The 16927-nt window shown below is 68.4% G+C and carries 19 protein-coding genes; 4 read left to right on the forward strand and 15 right to left on the reverse strand.

Going from position 1 to position 16927, the window contains the following annotated elements; all coding sequences use genetic code 11:
* Window positions 1–46: 46 nt before the first annotated feature.
* From OG214_RS14230 to OG214_RS14295, 14 genes are all read right to left on the reverse strand, one after another.
* The gene (locus OG214_RS14230) at window positions 47–715 is read right to left on the reverse strand and encodes an OmpA family protein (RefSeq protein WP_405984936.1); all 669 of its coding nucleotides are present in this window, start codon (window positions 713–715) and stop codon (window positions 47–49) included.
* The gene (locus OG214_RS14235; protein ID WP_363080000.1) at window positions 715–1311 is read right to left on the reverse strand and encodes a hypothetical protein; all 597 of its coding nucleotides are present in this window, start codon (window positions 1309–1311) and stop codon (window positions 715–717) included. Before OG214_RS14235 ends, OG214_RS14230 begins: the two co-directional genes overlap by 1 nt.
* 29 nt (window positions 1312–1340) lie before the next feature.
* Window positions 1341–1997, reverse strand: a complete 657-nt coding sequence (locus OG214_RS14240) for a pilus assembly protein TadG-related protein (RefSeq protein WP_405984937.1) — start codon at window positions 1995–1997, stop codon at window positions 1341–1343.
* Entirely contained in the window at window positions 1994–2230 is a 237-nt protein-coding gene (locus tag OG214_RS14245) for a hypothetical protein (protein ID WP_405984938.1), read from the reverse strand. The genes OG214_RS14240 and OG214_RS14245 overlap by 4 nt, the downstream gene beginning before the upstream one ends.
* A 233-nt stretch (window positions 2231–2463) precedes the next feature.
* Window positions 2464–3546 carry a response regulator gene (locus OG214_RS14250; protein WP_405984939.1) on the reverse strand — a complete coding sequence of 361 codons (1083 nt, stop codon included), beginning with the start codon at window positions 3544–3546 and terminating at the stop codon, window positions 2464–2466.
* 75 nt (window positions 3547–3621) lie between these two features.
* Window positions 3622–4914 carry a sensor histidine kinase gene (locus tag OG214_RS14255; RefSeq protein WP_405987504.1) on the reverse strand — a complete coding sequence of 431 codons (1293 nt, stop codon included), beginning with the start codon at window positions 4912–4914 and terminating at the stop codon, window positions 3622–3624.
* Window positions 4915–5053: 139 nt separating this feature from the next.
* On the reverse strand, window positions 5054–5944 hold the full coding sequence (locus OG214_RS14260) for a DUF5936 domain-containing protein (RefSeq protein ID WP_363079959.1): 891 nt from the start codon (window positions 5942–5944) through the stop codon (window positions 5054–5056).
* A gap of 15 nt (window positions 5945–5959) precedes the next feature.
* Window positions 5960–6901 carry a type II secretion system F family protein gene (locus OG214_RS14265; RefSeq protein WP_405984940.1) on the reverse strand — a complete coding sequence of 314 codons (942 nt, stop codon included), beginning with the start codon at window positions 6899–6901 and terminating at the stop codon, window positions 5960–5962.
* A gap of 108 nt (window positions 6902–7009) precedes the next feature.
* The gene (locus OG214_RS14270; RefSeq protein WP_363079961.1) at window positions 7010–8350 is read right to left on the reverse strand and encodes a CpaF family protein; all 1341 of its coding nucleotides are present in this window, start codon (window positions 8348–8350) and stop codon (window positions 7010–7012) included.
* A 111-nt stretch (window positions 8351–8461) separates the two neighbouring features.
* A complete protein-coding gene (locus tag OG214_RS14275; RefSeq protein WP_363079962.1) occupies window positions 8462–8845 on the reverse strand; it encodes a TadE family protein in 384 nt (127 codons plus the stop codon).
* Between the two features lie 2 nt (window positions 8846–8847).
* Window positions 8848–9273 (reverse strand): TadE family protein, encoded by a 426-nt coding sequence (locus OG214_RS14280; RefSeq protein WP_363079963.1) that lies wholly within the window; start codon window positions 9271–9273, stop codon window positions 8848–8850.
* Window positions 9274–9304: 31 nt separating this feature from the next.
* Window positions 9305–10555 carry an AAA family ATPase gene (locus OG214_RS14285; RefSeq protein WP_363079964.1) on the reverse strand — a complete coding sequence of 417 codons (1251 nt, stop codon included), beginning with the start codon at window positions 10553–10555 and terminating at the stop codon, window positions 9305–9307.
* Window positions 10556–10562: 7 nt separating this feature from the next.
* Window positions 10563–11273: a Flp pilus assembly protein CpaB gene (gene cpaB, locus OG214_RS14290; RefSeq protein ID WP_363079965.1), complete on the reverse strand. Its 711-nt coding sequence runs from the start codon at window positions 11271–11273 to the stop codon at window positions 10563–10565.
* A gap of 367 nt (window positions 11274–11640) precedes the next feature.
* Complete coding sequence (locus tag OG214_RS14295; RefSeq protein ID WP_363079966.1) at window positions 11641–12519, reverse strand: hypothetical protein; 879 nt, start codon at window positions 12517–12519, stop codon at window positions 11641–11643.
* A gap of 589 nt (window positions 12520–13108) precedes the next feature.
* Between OG214_RS14295 and OG214_RS14300 the strand changes: the two genes are divergently transcribed.
* The 4 genes from OG214_RS14300 (at window position 13109) to OG214_RS14315 (ending at window position 16346) form a co-directional block, all read left to right on the forward strand.
* Window positions 13109–14566, forward strand: coding sequence for a hypothetical protein (locus tag OG214_RS14300; protein ID WP_405984941.1), 1458 nt, complete (start codon window positions 13109–13111; stop codon window positions 14564–14566).
* A 27-nt stretch (window positions 14567–14593) separates the two neighbouring features.
* Entirely contained in the window at window positions 14594–15250 is a 657-nt protein-coding gene (locus OG214_RS14305) for a hypothetical protein (protein WP_405984942.1), read from the forward strand.
* A 9-nt stretch (window positions 15251–15259) separates the two neighbouring features.
* Window positions 15260–15685 carry a DUF3592 domain-containing protein gene (locus OG214_RS14310; RefSeq protein WP_363079969.1) on the forward strand — a complete coding sequence of 142 codons (426 nt, stop codon included), beginning with the start codon at window positions 15260–15262 and terminating at the stop codon, window positions 15683–15685.
* Between the two features lie 217 nt (window positions 15686–15902).
* Window positions 15903–16346, forward strand: a complete 444-nt coding sequence (locus OG214_RS14315) for a hypothetical protein (protein ID WP_363079970.1) — start codon at window positions 15903–15905, stop codon at window positions 16344–16346.
* A gap of 107 nt (window positions 16347–16453) precedes the next feature.
* Here OG214_RS14315 and OG214_RS14320 read toward each other — a convergent pair whose 3' ends face one another.
* Entirely contained in the window at window positions 16454–16927 is a 474-nt protein-coding gene (locus OG214_RS14320; RefSeq protein ID WP_405984943.1) for a hypothetical protein, read from the reverse strand.

Raw genomic sequence — 16927 nt, forward strand, 5'->3', positions numbered from 1 at the left:
ATGCAGGTCGTGGCACCTGGGATGTGACACGTGCCCTTACGGTGCGTCAGCTCTGCGAACCGCCGCTCTCCCCGCGCGGGAAGGAGACCTCCACGCGACGGTTCTTCTTGCGGCCTTCCTCGTTGCTGTTGTCGGCGATCGGGTACTGCTCGCCGTACCCCCGGATCTCGTAGGTGATCCCGGCCGACGCCAGCTCCTGGTCCAGCACACCGTGCACGGCTTCGGCCCGCTGCTTGGAGAGCACGTCGCCGTGCGCGGCCGAGCCGAGGTTGTCGGTGAAGCCGAAGACCCGGACCTTCGACGCGCCCTGCAACTTGATCTCGTCGGCGATGGCGGCGATTCGGTCGTTCGCGGCCGGCGACAGCTTGGCACTGTCCTTGCCGAAGAGGACCTCGGCCTGGAGCGCGAACTTCACGGTCTGGTTGGTGTCCTCACGACGCTCCTCACCGCCCTCGGACTCGACGACCGAGATGATGTCCAGCACCTTGGCGGGGGCGAGTGTGGCACCGCTGCGGAGCTTGAGACCGGGGGAGTTGCCGTCCACCTCGGGTGGTGGCGAGGTCGACTCCGTGCCCGGCGGAATACTCGGAGTCTCGTCGGCGCGGGCGCCGGCGGCCATGGTGAACTGCACACTGGTGAAGAGGACGGCGGCGGCGACAGCCGTGACCGCCGGACGCCTGGAGACCCTGCGTACGCGGGACGTCGTGGCACCCATCAGGAGATCGCAATCGTGGCGTTCGGCATCTGGGGAAGCTGGATGTCGACCTGGGTCGTGGAGTCCGGAGGCGCCGGGAACTGGGCGAAGATGGAAATCTTCTCATTCGCCTTGATCGCCACGATCCCCGTGGTGGTCAGCGGATGGCCTTCCGTGTCGCGCAGCACGTAGTAACGCTTCTTCTCCGCCTTGTCCACGACCGTGAAGCCCGCCAAGGACCTTCCCGTGCGCACCACTTGCGTTTCCTTGCCGTTCCAGCTGATCGGCGCGTACTGCTGAGAGGAACTCGTATTCGTGAGGGTGCCGCTCACGGTGAGAAAGCCGCCCTCGTCGCGCTGGGCGGAGTGGATGACGATTTCGAGTCCGTTCGCGGCGCGCATGGTCGCCAGGACCTGGCTGGTGTCCGGCGACTCGCCACCGGCACCGTCGTCCTTCGGCGTCTCCGTGCTCGGCTCGGCGGACGCGGAGCTCCCGCCGTCCTCCGTGGCGCCGTCCCCCCCGCCACCGCCGCAGGCCGTCAGAGAGACGGTCAGCGCGGTGGCCGCGAGGGCCACCGCCGCAGCCCTGCGCGCCTTCGCTCCGTGCCACATACTCATGAGTGCCATTCCTTTGCGTTCGCTCGCGGTCAGTCCTGGGCCAGTCGGACGGAGAATAGATCGGCCATGTCCGGGAGAAGGTCGAGATGCTCCGGATCGATGTCCCAGTTCGTGCCGCCGCCGCAGCGGAGCGTGCCGGGTGACACCGGCTCGGCGTCGTCGGGGTTCTCCGGCTCGTCCCCGTCCTCCGGCTGCTGCTCCTCCTCGGCGGGCTCGAAGCCGCACCGGGGTTCGACGACCGCCGTGGCCCAGGCCTCGGCGTATTCGTCCTCGGTTCCCGGGAGGATGCTGGCACCCATCGGTTCCTGGGTGACCACACCGACCGCGAAGCCCCAGCGGCCGTCGGTCAGCGAGCCGCACTCGCCCGGCCGCACATCGGCGCCGTTCTCGTCGGCGAAGCGGGTCGCGGCCTGGCAGCCGTTCCATGTGCCGATCGGATGGCCGTTGAAGACGTCGTCGAGAAATCCCGGGTCCAGCAGACCCCCCAGGAGATCGCCACGGAACAGATCACGTGACTCCTGGGCCGCCGCCAAGGCGGCGGCATCCGCCGCCGCCTGAGCGTCATTGCGTGTCGCACCGGCCTGACCGACCGCGAAGAACGCGAGCGCGAGAAAGAGCAGGCCCGCCACCATCGTGATGTAGATGGGAGCGGCCTGCCCTGACTCACTGGTCGAACGGTGGGTCACTCGCCACCGAGGATCTCGCCGACCCGGGTGGTCAGACCCTCGGCGATGGTCTCCGCCACACCCGAGCCCACCAGGGCCGCGATGATCAGCGCCACCAGCACGATCACACCCACGTACTCGACGGCGCCCTGACCCTTGTCGCGACGGGCCTTCATCGCCGTGACGGCCGTGTTCGCCCAGGTGCCGACGTAGATCTTGGTGGCGGTGGCGGCCTTCAGCGTGATGTTCGACATGGTGTTCTCCTCCGGTGTCGGCCGGCCGTCTACCGGCCGACTCGTACGAGTCTTTGATGTCGTTCGCGCTTCCGACTTCCTCCTGGCCGGTGTCGCTGGCGACATGAGAAAAGTACGCCGGGGAGGCATCCCCCGCCATGGGCCTCAGGGCCCAACCGCGGGCCCAATACGGGGATTGGGCCCTGCCCTCCGGTGTCCGCGTGCCCCGGGAGTCCCGGGAGTCCCCCATGCGCTCAGCCATGGTCGGCCGACCTCCCCCGGGTGATCCCGTGCCAGAGGGCGATGGCCTCACCGCGGCTGCCCGCGTTCAGCTTGGCGAAGATGCGGTTGATGTGGTTCTTGACGGTCTTCTGGCTGATGAAGCAGGCGGCGGCGATCTGCTGATTGGTCATGCCCGACGCGATCAGATCCATGATCTCCACCTCCCGCTGGCTCAGTTCGGAGTACAGCCCCTCAGGGAGCGCTGTCTGCTGTCCCTGAGAAGAATGTCCCACACCAGCTTGCGAAAGCAAAGACCCCGAAGAAGATTGTTGTGAATTCAATCCTTGGTCAACGTTCCCTGGCTGGGCCTGGGTTGCCGGGAACGGCGGCAGCTGGCCCGGCATCGTGGCATGTGCAGGTGCAGATGGTTGAATCTGGACCGCGGGCAGATAGCCCGAGCCCGTGAACGCCGTGCCCAGACCCTCCGGCAGACGCGCCGGCCCGCCGTCGGGCCCGGTGCCGTTGCGTACCGTCGCCAGCAGCGCGCTGGAGGCGGAGTAGGTGAAGTGGGCGCGGCCCTGCTTGATGTCCCGTACCGCGTGGACCAGTTGGTCGGCCGTGAACTCGCCGTGGACGAGATAACCGCCCGCGCCCAGCCTCAGCGCCTCGTGGACGATCTCGCTCTCACGGCTGTACGTCATCATCAGGACCGGTGCCAGCCGCACCAGATGCGGCAGCGCGGAGATCCCGTCGACCCCCGGCATCCGTACGTCCAGCAGAATGACATCGGGGCGGTGCTGTACGGCCTGTTCGTACGCCTGGCGGCCGTCCGAGGCCTCCGCGACGACTTCCAGGTCGTCACGTCCGGAGAGCAGGACGGTGAGCCCCGCCCGTACCACCGGGTTGTCGTCGGCGACCACGACGCGCATCGGCGGCGCGGTCGGCGGTGTCAGGGGGAAGTCGGGGAGTTCTCCGGATGCCGCGGGCGGCCCGGCGGTGGGGACTCCCGCGGTGTGTTCCGAGCTGAGCGGTGTGGCGTGCGAGGACGTGTGCTGGGACACATGGGACTGCTGTGTCCAGTGCTGCCCGGAGCTTCTGGAGATGTCGTCCGGCATGGCTGCGGCCTCCTCTCAAGGTGTATGGGGACGGTGGATGGGATCTGTGCTGTGCGGTACGTGGATCCTTCGGCGTCAGTTCAGTTGTGGGGCGGGATGCGGGGTCCACTGGCCCTCATGGGTAGGTCGCAGAGCGGTGAGCGGCAGTTCCAGACGCACCTCCGTGCCCTTCGCGGCACGGCCCTTGCCGATCCGGATCCGCGCTCCGATGGACGCCGCCCGCTCGACCATGCCGACCAGACCGAAGTGGCCCGCCCGGCGCAGGTCGTTGAGGGTCGTGCCGGGCGGCAGACCGTTCCCGTCGTCGTACACGCTGATCCGCAGCAGATCGCGGACCACCCCGGCCGAGACATTCACATACGTCGGATTCGCGTGACGGTGCGCGTTCTCCATCGCCTCGCTGGCGATCGTCAGGGCGTGCCGGGCGACGGCGTGCGGAATGGGCGGTACGGACACCTCGCCGATCAGCCCGAAGGTCGCCTCGACGCTGTGCCGGCGGGCGAAGTCCTCGGTGCGGGAGCGCAGTTCGGTCAGTACGTCCACCCCGCCGTCCAGCCCCGATTCACGCCGCAGATCGGAGAGCAGCTCCCGTGACTCGGCGGCGGCGCGCCGGGCGGAGCGTGCCACCAGCTCCGCCTGGTGCTTGACGGTGAGGGGATCCATACGGTCCGCCGAATGCGCCAGACCGTCCGCCGCCATGGCCAGACCGTGGAGCGTCTTGGCCACCGAGTCATGCATCTCCCGGGCCAGCCGCGCTCGTTCCTCCTCGACCGCGCCGTGCACCGCGAGCCGGGCGCGGGCCTCGGTCAGGGCATGGCTGGCGGTGCCGAAGCCCAGCATCAGACTGCGCAACGTACTGCCGATCGCGCCCGCGATCACGCAGAGGCCCGGCAGGAGCAGGGCGTTGAAGCCTGCGTCCGCGTCGCTGTTGACGACATACGCGGCGGCCACGATCAGCGACTGGAGCACGGCGAAGAGCGCTGCGCCGCGCCAGCCGTAGACCAGTCCCGCGAGCAGCGGGGTGCAGATGGTGACATAGGCGAGTGTCGAGTCCGGCGACGCCGTGATGAGCAGCAGCGCGCCGAAGAACATGTCGACGGCGAGAAGAACGGGGTGCCGCAGCAGGACGGGCCCGAAGCGCTCCCAGTCGCGCAGCAGGACGTAGGAGAGCATGAAGGTCACGAGCACGGCCGAGCCCACGAGCCAGGTCGCGAGGCCCGGCGCGGTACGGGCCAGGGCGAAGGGGGCGGCGAGCGCGATCATCGCCAGCCGGAAGCCGAAGACCTGACGGCACAGCGCCTGAAGGGCGTTGACCTGGATCGGGAGCGAGGGCACGTGGTTCGGGGCCGCCGTGGCCGAGCGCGGCATCTCATTGGTGTTTCCGCCTGTGAGTGTGAGTGTCTTCTGACCCATGGAGATCACCTCCCCTTCGGACGAGTGCGGTCGGGTTGCGGACGGATGGCGCGGTCGGGTGGTACGGACGGCTATGAGGTGACGCCCTGTCGGATCACCCGGAGAGAATGCTCCCGAAGTCGACGTTGGAGCCGTAGTAGAAGCTCAGGACGATCAGGATCATGGTGGCGGGCAGCATCACCATGGTCACCACGAGTGTGCTCTTCGGTACCGCCTGGGCGGCGCTGCGGCGGGCGTTCTGGGCGTCCGCGCGGCGCATGTCGTTGGCGATCTGGATCAGTGTGTCGACGATGGGGGCGCCCAGTTCCTCGCCCTGCTGGAGCGCCGTGACGAACATCGACACCTGCTCCGACGCGTTGCGCTTGCGCAACTGCTCGAAGGCCTCGCGGCGGCTGACGCCCATGTCCATCTGGCGCAGGGTGATGCTGAGTTCATCGGACCAGGGACCGGTGTACTTGTCCGCGACACGCTCCAGCGCCTGACGGAAGCCGAGTCCGGCGGAGACGACGACGGCGAGAACGTCCAGGAAGTCGGGCAGAGTGCGCTCGATGTCCGACTTGCGCCTGCGGATGGCGGCCCGGATGATCACATCGGGCCAGACCAGACCGTACGCGAGGGCGACCACGGCTATCACGGTCTGTCCCCGGGAGACCATCGCGAGCGCCGCGAGCGCGCCCAGGGCTCCGTAGACGGCCCTGCGGGCGGCGAAGCGGTCGACCGTCATACCGCCCGGGTTGCCCGCCATGTCCAGCCGGCGGCGCAGGGCCTCGACCCTCTTCGGGCCCATCATGCTGAGCACGCTGGGTGCCCAGCGCATACCGAGCCGGTCGATACCGGATCCCACTGCGGTCGTACGGGTGGCGCCGACCTCCAGGGCGAGCGCCAGATCTCCCGGAAGGCGGGCGTCCGCGCGGTACATACGGATGCCGTGGAAGGCGCCGTAAACGGCGAGTCCCACGGCGAGTGCGAGCAGAAGTCCTGTCATCTCTCTTCTCCCGCCTCAGACCTGGACCCGGGACAGACGCCCGATCAGGAGATAGCCGACGGCGTACAGGGCGAACGCGATGCCGGTGCCGAACTGGCCCAGTACCGAGCCCGTCATCTTGTCCAGCGCGCCGGGTGTCGTCGCGTTGATCATCAGCAGGAAGCCGAGTCCCAGCAGCGGGACCGCGAGCGCGGTGACCTTGACCTGCGAGAGCATCGTCGTGACCTCCCGGCGGGTCTCCTTGCGTTCCTCCAGGGTCTCCGTGAGGTTCCGCAGGGAGGTGACGACCTGGCCGCCGGCGCGGCTGGAAAGGACCAGGGTGGTGACCAGGACGACCAGTTCGCGGGACGGGAGGCGGTCGGCGAGTTCACCGAGCGCGTCGTCCAGGGAGTGGCCGATGGCGAGCTGGTCGGCGACCCGGCGCAGTTCCTCGCCCGCGGGGTTGTCGAGTTCCTCCGCCGCCATCGCCAGTGCCGTACGCATCGCGAGCCCCGCCTGGGTGGCGTTGGCGAGGACGCGGGTCAGTTCGGGGAGCTGGCTGATGAAGGCTTCCGTACGCTTCGTCCGCTGCCAGTTGAGGAAGGCGTTGCCGCCCCACACACCGGTCAGCGCCGCCAGTACGCCGAAGTACGGGGCGAATATCGCGCCGACGACGAAGTACAGGGCGAGCAGACCGGCCACCACATAGACGACGTACTCGCCCGGTGTCAGATCGAGGCCGGTGGCGGCGATCTTGCGTTCGATGCGCTTGCCCAGCTTGGTGGTGCGCAGCTGGCGGTCGACACCGGTGAAGCGACGGCGCCGGCCGGTCACGTTCGCGATCTGTCCCGTGTGGGACATGCGCTCGACGAGCGCCTCCCGCTGGGCCTTGCCCGACGAGTAGACGTGCACGCCGATGACGGCGAACACACAGGTGAGCAGCGTGACGCCGATCGTCAGGAGCGGGAGATTATCCATGTCGTGCGGGGACCTTCTCGATGGACGGGGATGGAAGCGGGAAGGGGACGGGTTCGGGGGAGGCGGGACGGGTGCGGGGGGCGGCGGGTGCGGGGTACGGCAGCGTTGTCAGGCCGCCGTCTTCCTTACGGCCAGCTTCTCCTCCGAATCGGCGACCCCGAAGGCCGGTGGCACGGGTTCGCTCTTCAGATAGAGGCGTTCGGCGATCCTGCGGGGCAGCGGGTAGTACTCGAACTTCCCGTAGATCCTGCCGTCCGTGGCCATCGGCTGGGCGAGAAAACGGCAGACGGAGACGATCCGGTACTCCTCGCGGCCGTGCGAGTCGACGATGGCGATCTCGGTGACCCGGCGCGAGCCGTCCGCGTGCCGGGTGAGCTGCACGATGACATCGACGGCGCTGTTGATCTGGTCCTTGATCGCCACGAACGGGATCTCGACCTCCGACATGGAGGCCAGGGTCTGGAGTCGCATCAGCGCGTCCTCGGCGCTGTTGGCGTGGACGGTGGCGAGCGAGCCGTCGTGACCGGTGGACATCGCCTGGAGCATGTCGAGCGTCTCCCCGCCGCGGACCTCACCGACGATGATGCGGTCGGGGCGCATACGCAGGGAGTTGCGTACGAGATCGCGGATGGTGACCTGGCCCTTGCCCTCGACGTTCGCGGGCCGGCTCTCCAGCGTGATCACATGGGACTGCTGGAGCTGGAGCTCCGCGGAGTCCTCGATGGTGACGATGCGCTCGCCGTTGGGGATCAGTCCGGAGAGCGAGTTCAGCAAGGTCGTCTTGCCGGTGCCGGTGGCCCCGGAGACGATCACATTGAACTTCGCCCGCACCAGCCCGGCCAGCAGGACCATCATCTGCTCGTCGAGCGAGCCGAGACTGATCATCTCCTGGAGGGTGAAGGCCCTCGGGAAGCGCCGGATGGTGAGGATCGGCCCGGTCAGCGAGAGCGGCGGGATGATCACGTTGACACGCTCGCCGGACGGGAGACGGGCGTCCACCATGGGATTCGCCTCGTCCACACGGCGGTTGACGGTGGAGACGATGCGCTCGATGGTCTGCATGAGCTGCTCGTTGGAGGTGAACCGCATCGGCAGCATCTCCAGCCGGCCACCGCGCTCGACGAAGACCTGCTCCGCGCCGTTGACCATGATCTCGCTGATGGAGGCGTCTTCGAGCAGCGGCTCCAGGATGCCGAGGCCGAGGGCCTCGTCCACCACCCGGCGGATCAGCTGGGAGCGTTCCACGGTCGAGAGGACCGGGCCCTCCCTGCTGATGATGTGGCTCAGGACCCGTTCCAGCCGGGCCCGGCGCTCCGCCGCGGCGAGCGCGGACATCTCCGCGAGGTCGATCTCCTCCAGGAGCTTGGCGCGGTAGACCCCGACGAGGAGACTCTCCTCGCTGTGCCCGTTCGTCGGCTCGGGGCTGTTGATGCGCGCCCGCAGGCTCATGTCCTCAACTCCCAGGTTCTGCTGGTGTGCTCTGGTGTGCTGGTGCGATCTCGTGTGCTCTGCTGTGCGGGTTCGGTGCCGCCGTACGTACGGCCCGGCCCGTCCCGTCCGTCAGTCGAGGGGCATCGTGGTGCTCCTCTCGGCGTCGGGGAATTCGAAGACCGGCAGGATCGCCGGAATCTCTATCCGCGCGGTGGCCGTGATCTCGTCGCCGGCCGACGACGGCGGGTCGATGGTGACGTCCAGCCAGTCGCTCACGGCGGCCTCGCCGGCCGTCTGCGGGTCCGTCGTCGCCTCGTCGTACGACGCGGCACGCGCGGCGGCCCGCGATGCCGTACCCGCCTGCTGTACGGCGTACGCGGCGATCCCGAGCTGAATGGCGGCGAGGGCCACGAAGAGCAGCAGGACGATCACACCGACGTACTCGATGGCCGCCTGGCCCCGCCCGCCCTCGCCGCGCGCCGCGCGCTTGCCTGTGGTCCACATGGTCCGCATGGTCAGCTCTCCCTCACCGCGGAGGCGTGGGCGGGGACATTGATCGGGATGTTGACGCCGGGAAAGAACAGCGGAAGGTCGAGTGTGAGATCCACCTCGACCAGATCGCCCTCGGCCTGGCAGTCGACGTCCTGAAGGTTCCAGGGCCCCGGCAGATTGTTCTCGGCGGCGTCGGTGCACTCCGCGACCCTCGTACCCGGCACCGCGACCGTCGCGGCCCGCACGGCCTCGTCCGCCGCGTTCCCCGCGAGCGAGAACGTGTAGCCGACCAGCGCCGCCTCCCAGAGCAGGATCACCGTGGCCAGGATGATCGGGACCATCCCCGTGAACTCGATCGCGGCCTGGCCCCGGTCGTCGTACGACCGGTCACCCGGCCGCGGCTCGGGGCCCTCTCCGTACTGTCCGGCTGCTCTTCCTATGACATTCATGGTTCAACGTGCCCCCTCCGACTCGTCGGTCCTACGGCTTCGATCGTCCGCGAAGGGTCCCGACCGATCCGCGGTCTCCCTTGAACTTGCCTTGTTTCTCGCTGCCTTCGGGCACCTTCACCAGACCCAGTTCGCCCGCCAGTCCCCACATGGCCTGCTTGACCGTGGACTTGGACTCCAGGTCCTGCATCCGGCCCGCGTCGACCGCCGACTGCAACTCCTTGAAATTGGCCGGGATCACCACCTTGGAGACCCTTGTGCCGGTGATGCGCTCGATCAGCGGCGGCTGGATCTCGGTGTTCCTGGTGTGGCGGTTGACGACCGACACGGTCTCCTCCGCCTTGCGGATCTGGAGCCGGTCCCAGAGCCGCACCATGCGCTTGGCCGCCCGGACCGAGACCACATCGGGCGTGGTGACCAGCAGTGTGGTGTCGGCCATCTCGATCGCCGCCGCGTTCGCGCTGTTCATCTGGGTACCGCAGTCGATGACGACGACCTCGTAGCGGTTGCGCAGCGCGCTGACGATCTGCCGCACGGACCGTTCGTTGACCTCCTCGCCCCGCTCCCCCTCCCCCGGTGCCAGCAGCAGACCGATACCGCTCGGATGGACGAAGACCGCGTCCTGGAGCACCCGGGGAGATATGTCCTGGATGGTGGCGAGGTCCACGATCGACCGGCGGAACTGCACATCGAGGTACGAGGCGACGTCCCCGGCCTGGAGATCCAGATCGGCGAGGGCGGTGTTCATGCCCGACGCCCTGGCCGCCAGGGCGAGCTGAACCGCTATGAGGGTCGTACCGACACCGCCCTTCGAGCCGCTGACGGTGATCACCGTGCCGCCGGGGCCGGTGAACACGTCGCCGCCCTGCCCGAGATGGCGCCGCACCCCCACCGACCAGCCGGCCGCGGCCGCGACGCGCTGGGCCAGTTCCTCGTACGAGAGCGGCAGCCCGACCAGGCCGCGGGCGCCCGCGTCCATCGCGGCCGAGAACAGACCGGGGCCCGCGTCCGTGGTGACCAGGATGACCCCGACGGCGGGGAAACGGAGGGCCACCTCCCGGATCAGTTCGAGTGCCGGTACGGGACCGATCCGTTCATGGACCAGCACGACCTCGGGCAGTTCGTCGATCGACTCGGCCGCCAGCCGCCCCAGGGTGTCGATCAGGGAGGTCGAGTCACCGACCGGCGCGGCGGGCTCCGCTTCGGGAAGCTGGCTGAGCAGGGTGGTGATGGACCGTGCGGCGTCGGCGTCGCCGACGACCGGGAGGATTCTGGTCGTCATTCGTCCCTCACTTGTCCCCTTCGAGGGTGTAGGTGCTCTCCCCGGGGCGCAGCGTGGTCGGGCTGCCGTCGGCGAGGAGCGCGAGCCGTACGTGCTGGGCGAAGGACTCGGCGTACGCGACGCGCTGGGCGTCCTTGGTCTTCAGCGCGAAGGTGATCGGCACGGCCTGCTTGACCGCGCTGCGGTTCCTGTCGTTCTCGTCCGGTTCCAGCGCGGTGAGCCGGCCGACGTCGATGACCTTGGCGTTGGGGACGATGATCCGGGACTGGGCCTGCGCGCCCTCGTTGTCGGCGGCGAAGGTGGCGAAGATATTGACCAGATCGCCGGGGGTGATCTTGCCGGCGACCCCGGTCGCCGCGTCGATCATGATGGCGATCTCCTGCTCGTCATTGGCGAGCGCGGGCCGCTTGACGATCATGTCGTCCTGGAGCAGCGAGCCCTTTTTGAGCTGGTTGACGGCGATCTTCCCGCTGACGACGGCCAGATCGGTCACCGCGTTGTCGGAGAGCCACCGCTTGGGCATGGTGATCTTCTCGAACTGGTTCACCTGGAGCGGTGTGTACGGCGCCACGTCCTCTTTCAGCCGGTACGCGGCGACCTCGGGGCCGACCTTCGAATTCACATCGCTGATCACCGAGAGGACACCGGCGAAGGCGGCGAAGGCGCAGAGCACCGAGAGAAGAAGAAGTATGACGCCGCGGCGTTGCCGTGAATTCATGAGCGGGACAACCTCGTTCGGAGACGTGAGAGTGAGAGTCGGTGGGTAGGGGCCCTGGGCGGGAGCCTGCGACTGACGACCTGTGGACCACGGCCTGCTGAGTGTGGAGCCTGTTGTGCGTTGACGGCGTACTGAGCATTGACGGCGTACTGGGCGTTGACGATGTGCTGGACGTTGAGGATGTGCTGAGCGTTGACGGCGTGCTGCGTGCGGGGACCTGTTGAGCTGTGGACGGCCTCCGGCCCGCGGTCCGCGACTGCCGGACCGCGACCGAGGACCCATGATGTACGGGACGGCCCGCGGGTGAGGGCCCGGGGCCCGGGGAGCCTTCGCGGCCGGTCCCGGGGACCCGCCGGCGCTCGCGGATTCACGATCCGTGCTGGATAGGCGCTCCCTGGTTCAGGACACCGGACGCGCGGCCTTGGTTCTCCGGCGGGTTGAGCGGCGCCGAGCAGAATCCGCAGCGGTCACCTATCAGTTCGATACCGCACCAGGAACACACCTCGCGCCGGACGGAGGAAACCAACTGATAGAGAACGGAGATGTCCGGAAGGAAAGCGGCGAACTCGATCATTTTGGCGGTTCCCCACCAACGCGGCGAATCGGCCAGAAGCGAGATCTCCTGAATTCCCTGGATCCGCCAGGCGGGTGCGAGCGTGGCTGTCACCCAGTCCGACTGCAACTGCCCCTTTCCGACCATCAGTTGAGTGCTGAAGTCCGGACCGGTCAGTTCGCCGCTGCCAACCTTGATCAATTGAGGTTCCGGGTTGGCGAGGACACCGAACTGGGAGCCCGGCACCCATGACTTGGCATGGGACTTGAGGCTCACCGGCACCCGGTCGAGCTTGGCGACGGAGTTGAGCAGCGCTCCGGAGTAGATGTAGTGCGAGAGCAGCCGGGCGGCGGAGGCGACGACCCCGGCACTGAAACCGGAGATCGACAACTGCCGTAGCTGGCGCACCAGTACGGCTACACCGAGCGGCGGCAGATCGAGCTTGATCAGGGCGATCCGGTCACTCTCCAGGACGGACCTGACCGTGTGCAGCCGCCGTTCATGAGCCGCCGGGATCGATGCCGGGTAGAGCCCGACGACATAGCCGTGCTGCTCCACGAGCACCTGCATATCGGCGAGCGCGGCGTCCAGGGGCTGGGCGTCGGGCGACTGTAGCAGCGCCGCGGTGGGCGTCTGATGGTCCGTCGGTGGTAGCACCAGATCGGGACTGGTGACTGCGATCGCGGTCGGCACGCTGGTTCCCCGTTCGGCTCCGGCCGTCGGAGTCCCGGCGACCGCAGATCTCTCCTGCTCCGTGCTTCTGCCCCAGCACTTTATCCACGTCGTACGGCGCAGAGAACACCTATCAGATACCGGTGACACCGTTCCCCGGTGGCAAGCACCGGCAAACTCGGGCGAAGCAGTCACCTGTTCACCCACGTTTCAAGAAATATTCCATTCGGCCGAATTCCGCATCCAATCCCGCCACTTTGGGCCCGGGTTGGGCCCACGGACCCACGCCCCCGCTCTGCCCACACTCGTACGCTCCCATTCCGATTCCGCGTGCGAATGGCGCGCGGCGCCGAGGGGGACGGGACGGGGACGTCGGATGAGACGGGACGCGGAGCGAGGTCCGGGCCTGAGTCAGGAACGGGGCCCGGTCGGGCTTCGGAATCAGCGCCGGGGCCCGCAACCGGTCAAAGGCGGGGCCCGGGTCCAGCGCCGGGACCACGGCCCGGACTCGGGCCCGGACTCGCGTCCGGAGCCGTCCGCCCGCCGGGTACGGGGCCGCAGACACGACCGGGGCGCCACGGCCACCGAGTACGCGGGTGTGATCGTGGTCGTGGCCGCTATCGCGGGCGCGATGGTCGGCACCGGTGTCGACGAGACCATCGCCGCCGAGCTGCGCTGTCTGGTGTCGTTCAACGGCCCCTGCGGCAGGGGCGGTGACGGTACCGACGACAGCGCCCAGCCCAGGACCGACGCCGACTACGAGCCGCCGCTCTGCCAGATCTCCTCGGTCAGCGACAAGGCCGGCGCGAAGGCCAAGGTCCTCTTCATCGAGTGGGGCGAGGAGTACGGCTTCCAGCAGACGACCTTTCAGGCGAACACCGATGTGAACAAGGACGGCAAGGTCGATGTCAACGACCAGCAGGTGATGATGACCTTCACCGACGCCGCCTCCGTCGCCGCCAAGAAGGACTGGAAACCGGGCGCGAAGATCGGCAAGTTCGGCGCCGACAAGGTGGAGCTCGGTGCGGGGATCAAGGTCACCAACGGTGACACCTGGGTCTTCGACAGCGAGGAGGACGCCGCCGCCTTCCGCGACGACATCGAGTCCCTGAAGACCTACGAGCTTGCCAACCGGAACAGCAACTCCCGTGGCGGAGGCCTCGGCAACAGCATCCTCTACCTCTTCGGCAAGGGCCCGATGGCCGAGGAGGAGAAGCTGCGCGACCGTATAGAGGAGAAGCTCGGCAACCGCCACATCAGCTACGGCAAGGTCGGCCTGGAGGCCAGCGCGGCCGGCGGGCTCAAGCTGTCGGCGGGCGACGAGAAGAAGCTGAGCGGCACCCTCGGCGGCAACTTCAAGTTCTCCCCCGAGGTGACCTGGACGGACAACGACTTCAAGGGCACCAAGGCGTACACGTACAGCGCGGCCGTCGAGTACGGCGGCAGGATCGGTTACGAGGCCGGGCCCCTGAGCGGCGAGTCCTCCGGCTCCACCACCCGGACCGGCACGATCACCGTCACCCACGACAAGAAGACCGGTGAGCTGCTGCGGATCGACATGACCCGCACGGTGGAGAAGGGTGCCACCAAGGACGGCGCGAAGCTGGGCGGCGACAACGGTAAGAGCGGTGACGACAAGCGCGGCGGCAGCGGCGGCGCGAAGGGCAGCGACCAGAGCACCGGTATCGAGGTCGTCACCAACTCCGTCGTCATCCCGCCGGGCAGCGACGGCGACGAGCAGCGCCGGATCGCCCAGGAGTGGCTGGACGGCCATGGCGACAACGCCGCGCCCTTCACGTACATGTTCGACGACCACGCGCCGACGAAGCGCCCGGGTGACGACGACCCGTTCGGGCAACTGCTCTTCGACGAGGGTCTCTCCAGCCGGACGACCTACACCGGCCGGACGGACGCGGCCGAGTACGGCTTCGAGCTGAACCTCGGGCTCAGCCTCGGCTTCTCGGTCTCGACCGAGAAGAAGGAGGAGACGCTCGACCAGGCCCAGTTCCTCGGGGCGCCCCATGGGGGCAGCCGCAGCTATCTCCCGTACAGCTACTGTGCGAACTGACCCGCCGGCGACAGGAGCACCCACGTGATGACCAGCACGATCAGCGAGAAGACGGCGGCGGTCCGACGGCGGTCGGGGGCCGAAACCATGGCGGCCGGGGCCAGAGCCGTGGCGTCCGGGACCATGGCGGCCAGGACCAGAGCCGTCGCGTCCGCCGCCGTATCCGTCGTCGCGTCCGCCGCCGTCCTGCTGACGGCCGGATGCGGTACGACGGACACGGACGCCGGCGTGGTCCCCGAGGGCTGGGACACACTCACGACGTCCTCGGTCACGGTCGCGTACCCGCCCGCCTTCGCCCCGCAGAGCGACACCGAGCGCAGCGAGTACAACGCGGCGGCGGCCACCCTCACCGAGGGCGGCAAGTCCGTCGGAATGATCACCGTCCAGCTCGACTTCACCAACGCCGACTCGGTGGAGGAGGCGGCGATCGGCGCGGAGGCGGGCATCGCTCTCGGCTCGACGCTGGGCAAGCAGCAGAAGATCGTGGTCACGGGCCCCGACGGCGAGGAGGAGGCCCGGCGCGTCAACTTCCGGTTTACGGAGAAGAACACCCGGTACCAGGGCGTGATCGTCGCGGGCCTCGACTCCGCCGAGAAGTCCTACGCGGTACGGATCGACGCGGCCACGGGAACGCTCGGCAGCGGTGATCTGGACAAGATCATCGAGTCCATCACGGTCAAGTAAGGTGCTTTGATGGGGATTCCGGGTGGTGACTACGTCTTTTTCCTGGGCATGATTCTGCTGTTCGGGTGGCTGACGGCACATTACGCGCGACGGCTGGCGGCCGTGGGACGTGCGCTGCGGGCGGGCGGCCGGGCGCCCGGTGTCTGCATAAGGATCGAGAGCGAACCGTACAACCGCTCGGACGCGCGACGGTATGTCTTCTCCTTCCGCACCCCCGAGGACGGGCGCACGATCGAGTTCGAGGATCTGGCGAGCGGCGCGGTGAAGGTGGGCGGCGAGGTCACGGTGGCGTACGACCCGGCCGCCCCGGAGCGCACCGCGACGGTCGCGGGGCGCGGGAGCTGGTCACCGGTGGCGCAGTACGGACTGCTGGTGGCGGGCTGCGGACTGGCGGCGGCCGGGTTCACGGCGGTGTTCCTGTTCACGGTGATCTGAGCCCCGGGACCGACCGACCGGTCCCGGGGCACGGTGGTACGGCGGTACGGCGGCACGGCGGCTCTTTCGTGGCGCGGAAGTCGCCGGTCCAGCGGCAGCCAGTACAGCAGCACCCGCTACAGCGGCTCCCGGTACAGCAGCGGAAGTCCCCAGCACAGTACGGCGATTCGAGGCACGGAGTTTTGATGCACGGCGATCTGTTCGGAGGCGAGGGGCGATGACGCGGTACGACTACCCGGGGGCGCGCGCCCAGCGGGACGAGGGCCCCGGAGCGCCGGTCTTCGCGCTCGTACGCGCCTGGGCGGCCGGCATCGTCGTCCTGGTCGCGACGGAGTATCTCCAGGCCACGCTGGTCAACGACCATCTCGCGTCCGAGGACAGCCTGGAGACGTTCCTCGGCCGCCTGACGCTGATCCACCTCCCGAACGCGATATGCATAGCCCTGGCCTCCTGGATCGCGGGCCGGGTCCACCACGAGCCCTACCGCGACGCCCGCTTCCAGCACGCCCTGGCGACCTTCACCGTCCCCGTGGCGGCCCAGGCCCTGAGCATGTCGATCCAGTGGCAGGACCTGGCCACGGAGGGCCTGCTGATGTCCAACGCGGTCCTGGTACTCGGCTGCGTAACGGGCTACGCGGCGGACCGCCTCACAGAGGACTGACGTCCCGACGCGCGGCAGGAAGCTTCGCGGGGGCGCGCGGGGGCGGGGGGCGCGGCTCGGCGGCGCACCCGGTTTGACCGAGGCCGAGAGACCGCCCCCCTCACGTCTCAGCGTGATGCGCCGTCAGGCCAGATGATCGTTACAGGTACACCTACCCGGCGCGCGTAGGCGACGACGTCGGCCGTCCCTCCATACCCTCGGGCGGGCTTGCCGTCCCACACCGCGAGGAGATGGTCGGAGAGACCGACGAGGATCTCGCTGCCCGCTTGATGAGCCTCCGAGGTCGACTCCGTGAGTCCGGTGCGATGAACGTCCGCAGCACTGCTCAGGAGTTGGTCGTAGTCGGCGTGGTGCCATCCGGGCAAGTTCTCGCGGTATTCGTCGGCCGGGATGACAACTTCGAGCCGGGCACCCGCGTCCAGTGCGGCCCGTGCCCACCATGCGTCAGGGCCGTCAGCGATACAACTGACAGCGGTGAACTCCGCGGCTGCATGGGCTTTTGCTTGCTCGATGAGATCGGCTCGAACTTCGGCGGCGACATCCGACGGCAGGCCGCGGTGGCCGGTAATCCCGATACGCAT

Origin of the sequence: Streptomyces sp. NBC_00872 (assembly GCF_045161915.1) — a bacterium.
Taxonomy (GTDB): Bacteria; Actinomycetota; Actinomycetes; order Streptomycetales; family Streptomycetaceae; genus Streptomyces.

Bases quoted from the DNA above. Each gene is read 5' to 3' on its own strand.
- OG214_RS14285 (WP_363079964.1), bottom strand. From the start codon at position 10,555: ATGACGACCAGAATCCTCCCGGTCGTCGGCGACGCCGACGCCGCACGG.
- OG214_RS14230 (WP_405984936.1), bottom strand. From the start codon at position 715: ATGGGTGCCACGACGTCCCGCGTACGCAGGGTCTCCAGGCGTCCGGCG.
- OG214_RS14260 (WP_363079959.1), bottom strand. From the start codon at position 5,944: ATGACAGGACTTCTGCTCGCACTCGCCGTGGGACTCGCCGTTTACGGC.
- OG214_RS14275 (WP_363079962.1), bottom strand. From the start codon at position 8,845: ATGCGGACCATGTGGACCACAGGCAAGCGCGCGGCGCGCGGCGAGGGC.
- OG214_RS14245 (WP_405984938.1), bottom strand. From the start codon at position 2,230: ATGTCGAACATCACGCTGAAGGCCGCCACCGCCACCAAGATCTACGTC.
- OG214_RS14280 (WP_363079963.1), bottom strand. From the start codon at position 9,273: ATGAATGTCATAGGAAGAGCAGCCGGACAGTACGGAGAGGGCCCCGAG.
- OG214_RS14305 (WP_405984942.1), top strand. From the start codon at position 14,594: ATGACCAGCACGATCAGCGAGAAGACGGCGGCGGTCCGACGGCGGTCG.
- cpaB (WP_363079965.1), bottom strand. From the start codon at position 11,273: ATGAATTCACGGCAACGCCGCGGCGTCATACTTCTTCTTCTCTCGGTG.
- OG214_RS14315 (WP_363079970.1), top strand. From the start codon at position 15,903: ATGACGCGGTACGACTACCCGGGGGCGCGCGCCCAGCGGGACGAGGGC.
- OG214_RS14320 (WP_405984943.1), bottom strand. From the start codon at position 16,927: ATGCGTATCGGGATTACCGGCCACCGCGGCCTGCCGTCGGATGTCGCC.
- OG214_RS14235 (WP_363080000.1), bottom strand. From the start codon at position 1,311: ATGAGTATGTGGCACGGAGCGAAGGCGCGCAGGGCTGCGGCGGTGGCC.
- OG214_RS14255 (WP_405987504.1), bottom strand. From the start codon at position 4,914: ATGCCGCGCTCGGCCACGGCGGCCCCGAACCACGTGCCCTCGCTCCCG.
- OG214_RS14265 (WP_405984940.1), bottom strand. From the start codon at position 6,901: ATGGATAATCTCCCGCTCCTGACGATCGGCGTCACGCTGCTCACCTGT.
- OG214_RS14250 (WP_405984939.1), bottom strand. From the start codon at position 3,546: ATGCCGGACGACATCTCCAGAAGCTCCGGGCAGCACTGGACACAGCAG.
- OG214_RS14270 (WP_363079961.1), bottom strand. From the start codon at position 8,350: ATGAGCCTGCGGGCGCGCATCAACAGCCCCGAGCCGACGAACGGGCAC.
- OG214_RS14310 (WP_363079969.1), top strand. From the start codon at position 15,260: ATGGGGATTCCGGGTGGTGACTACGTCTTTTTCCTGGGCATGATTCTG.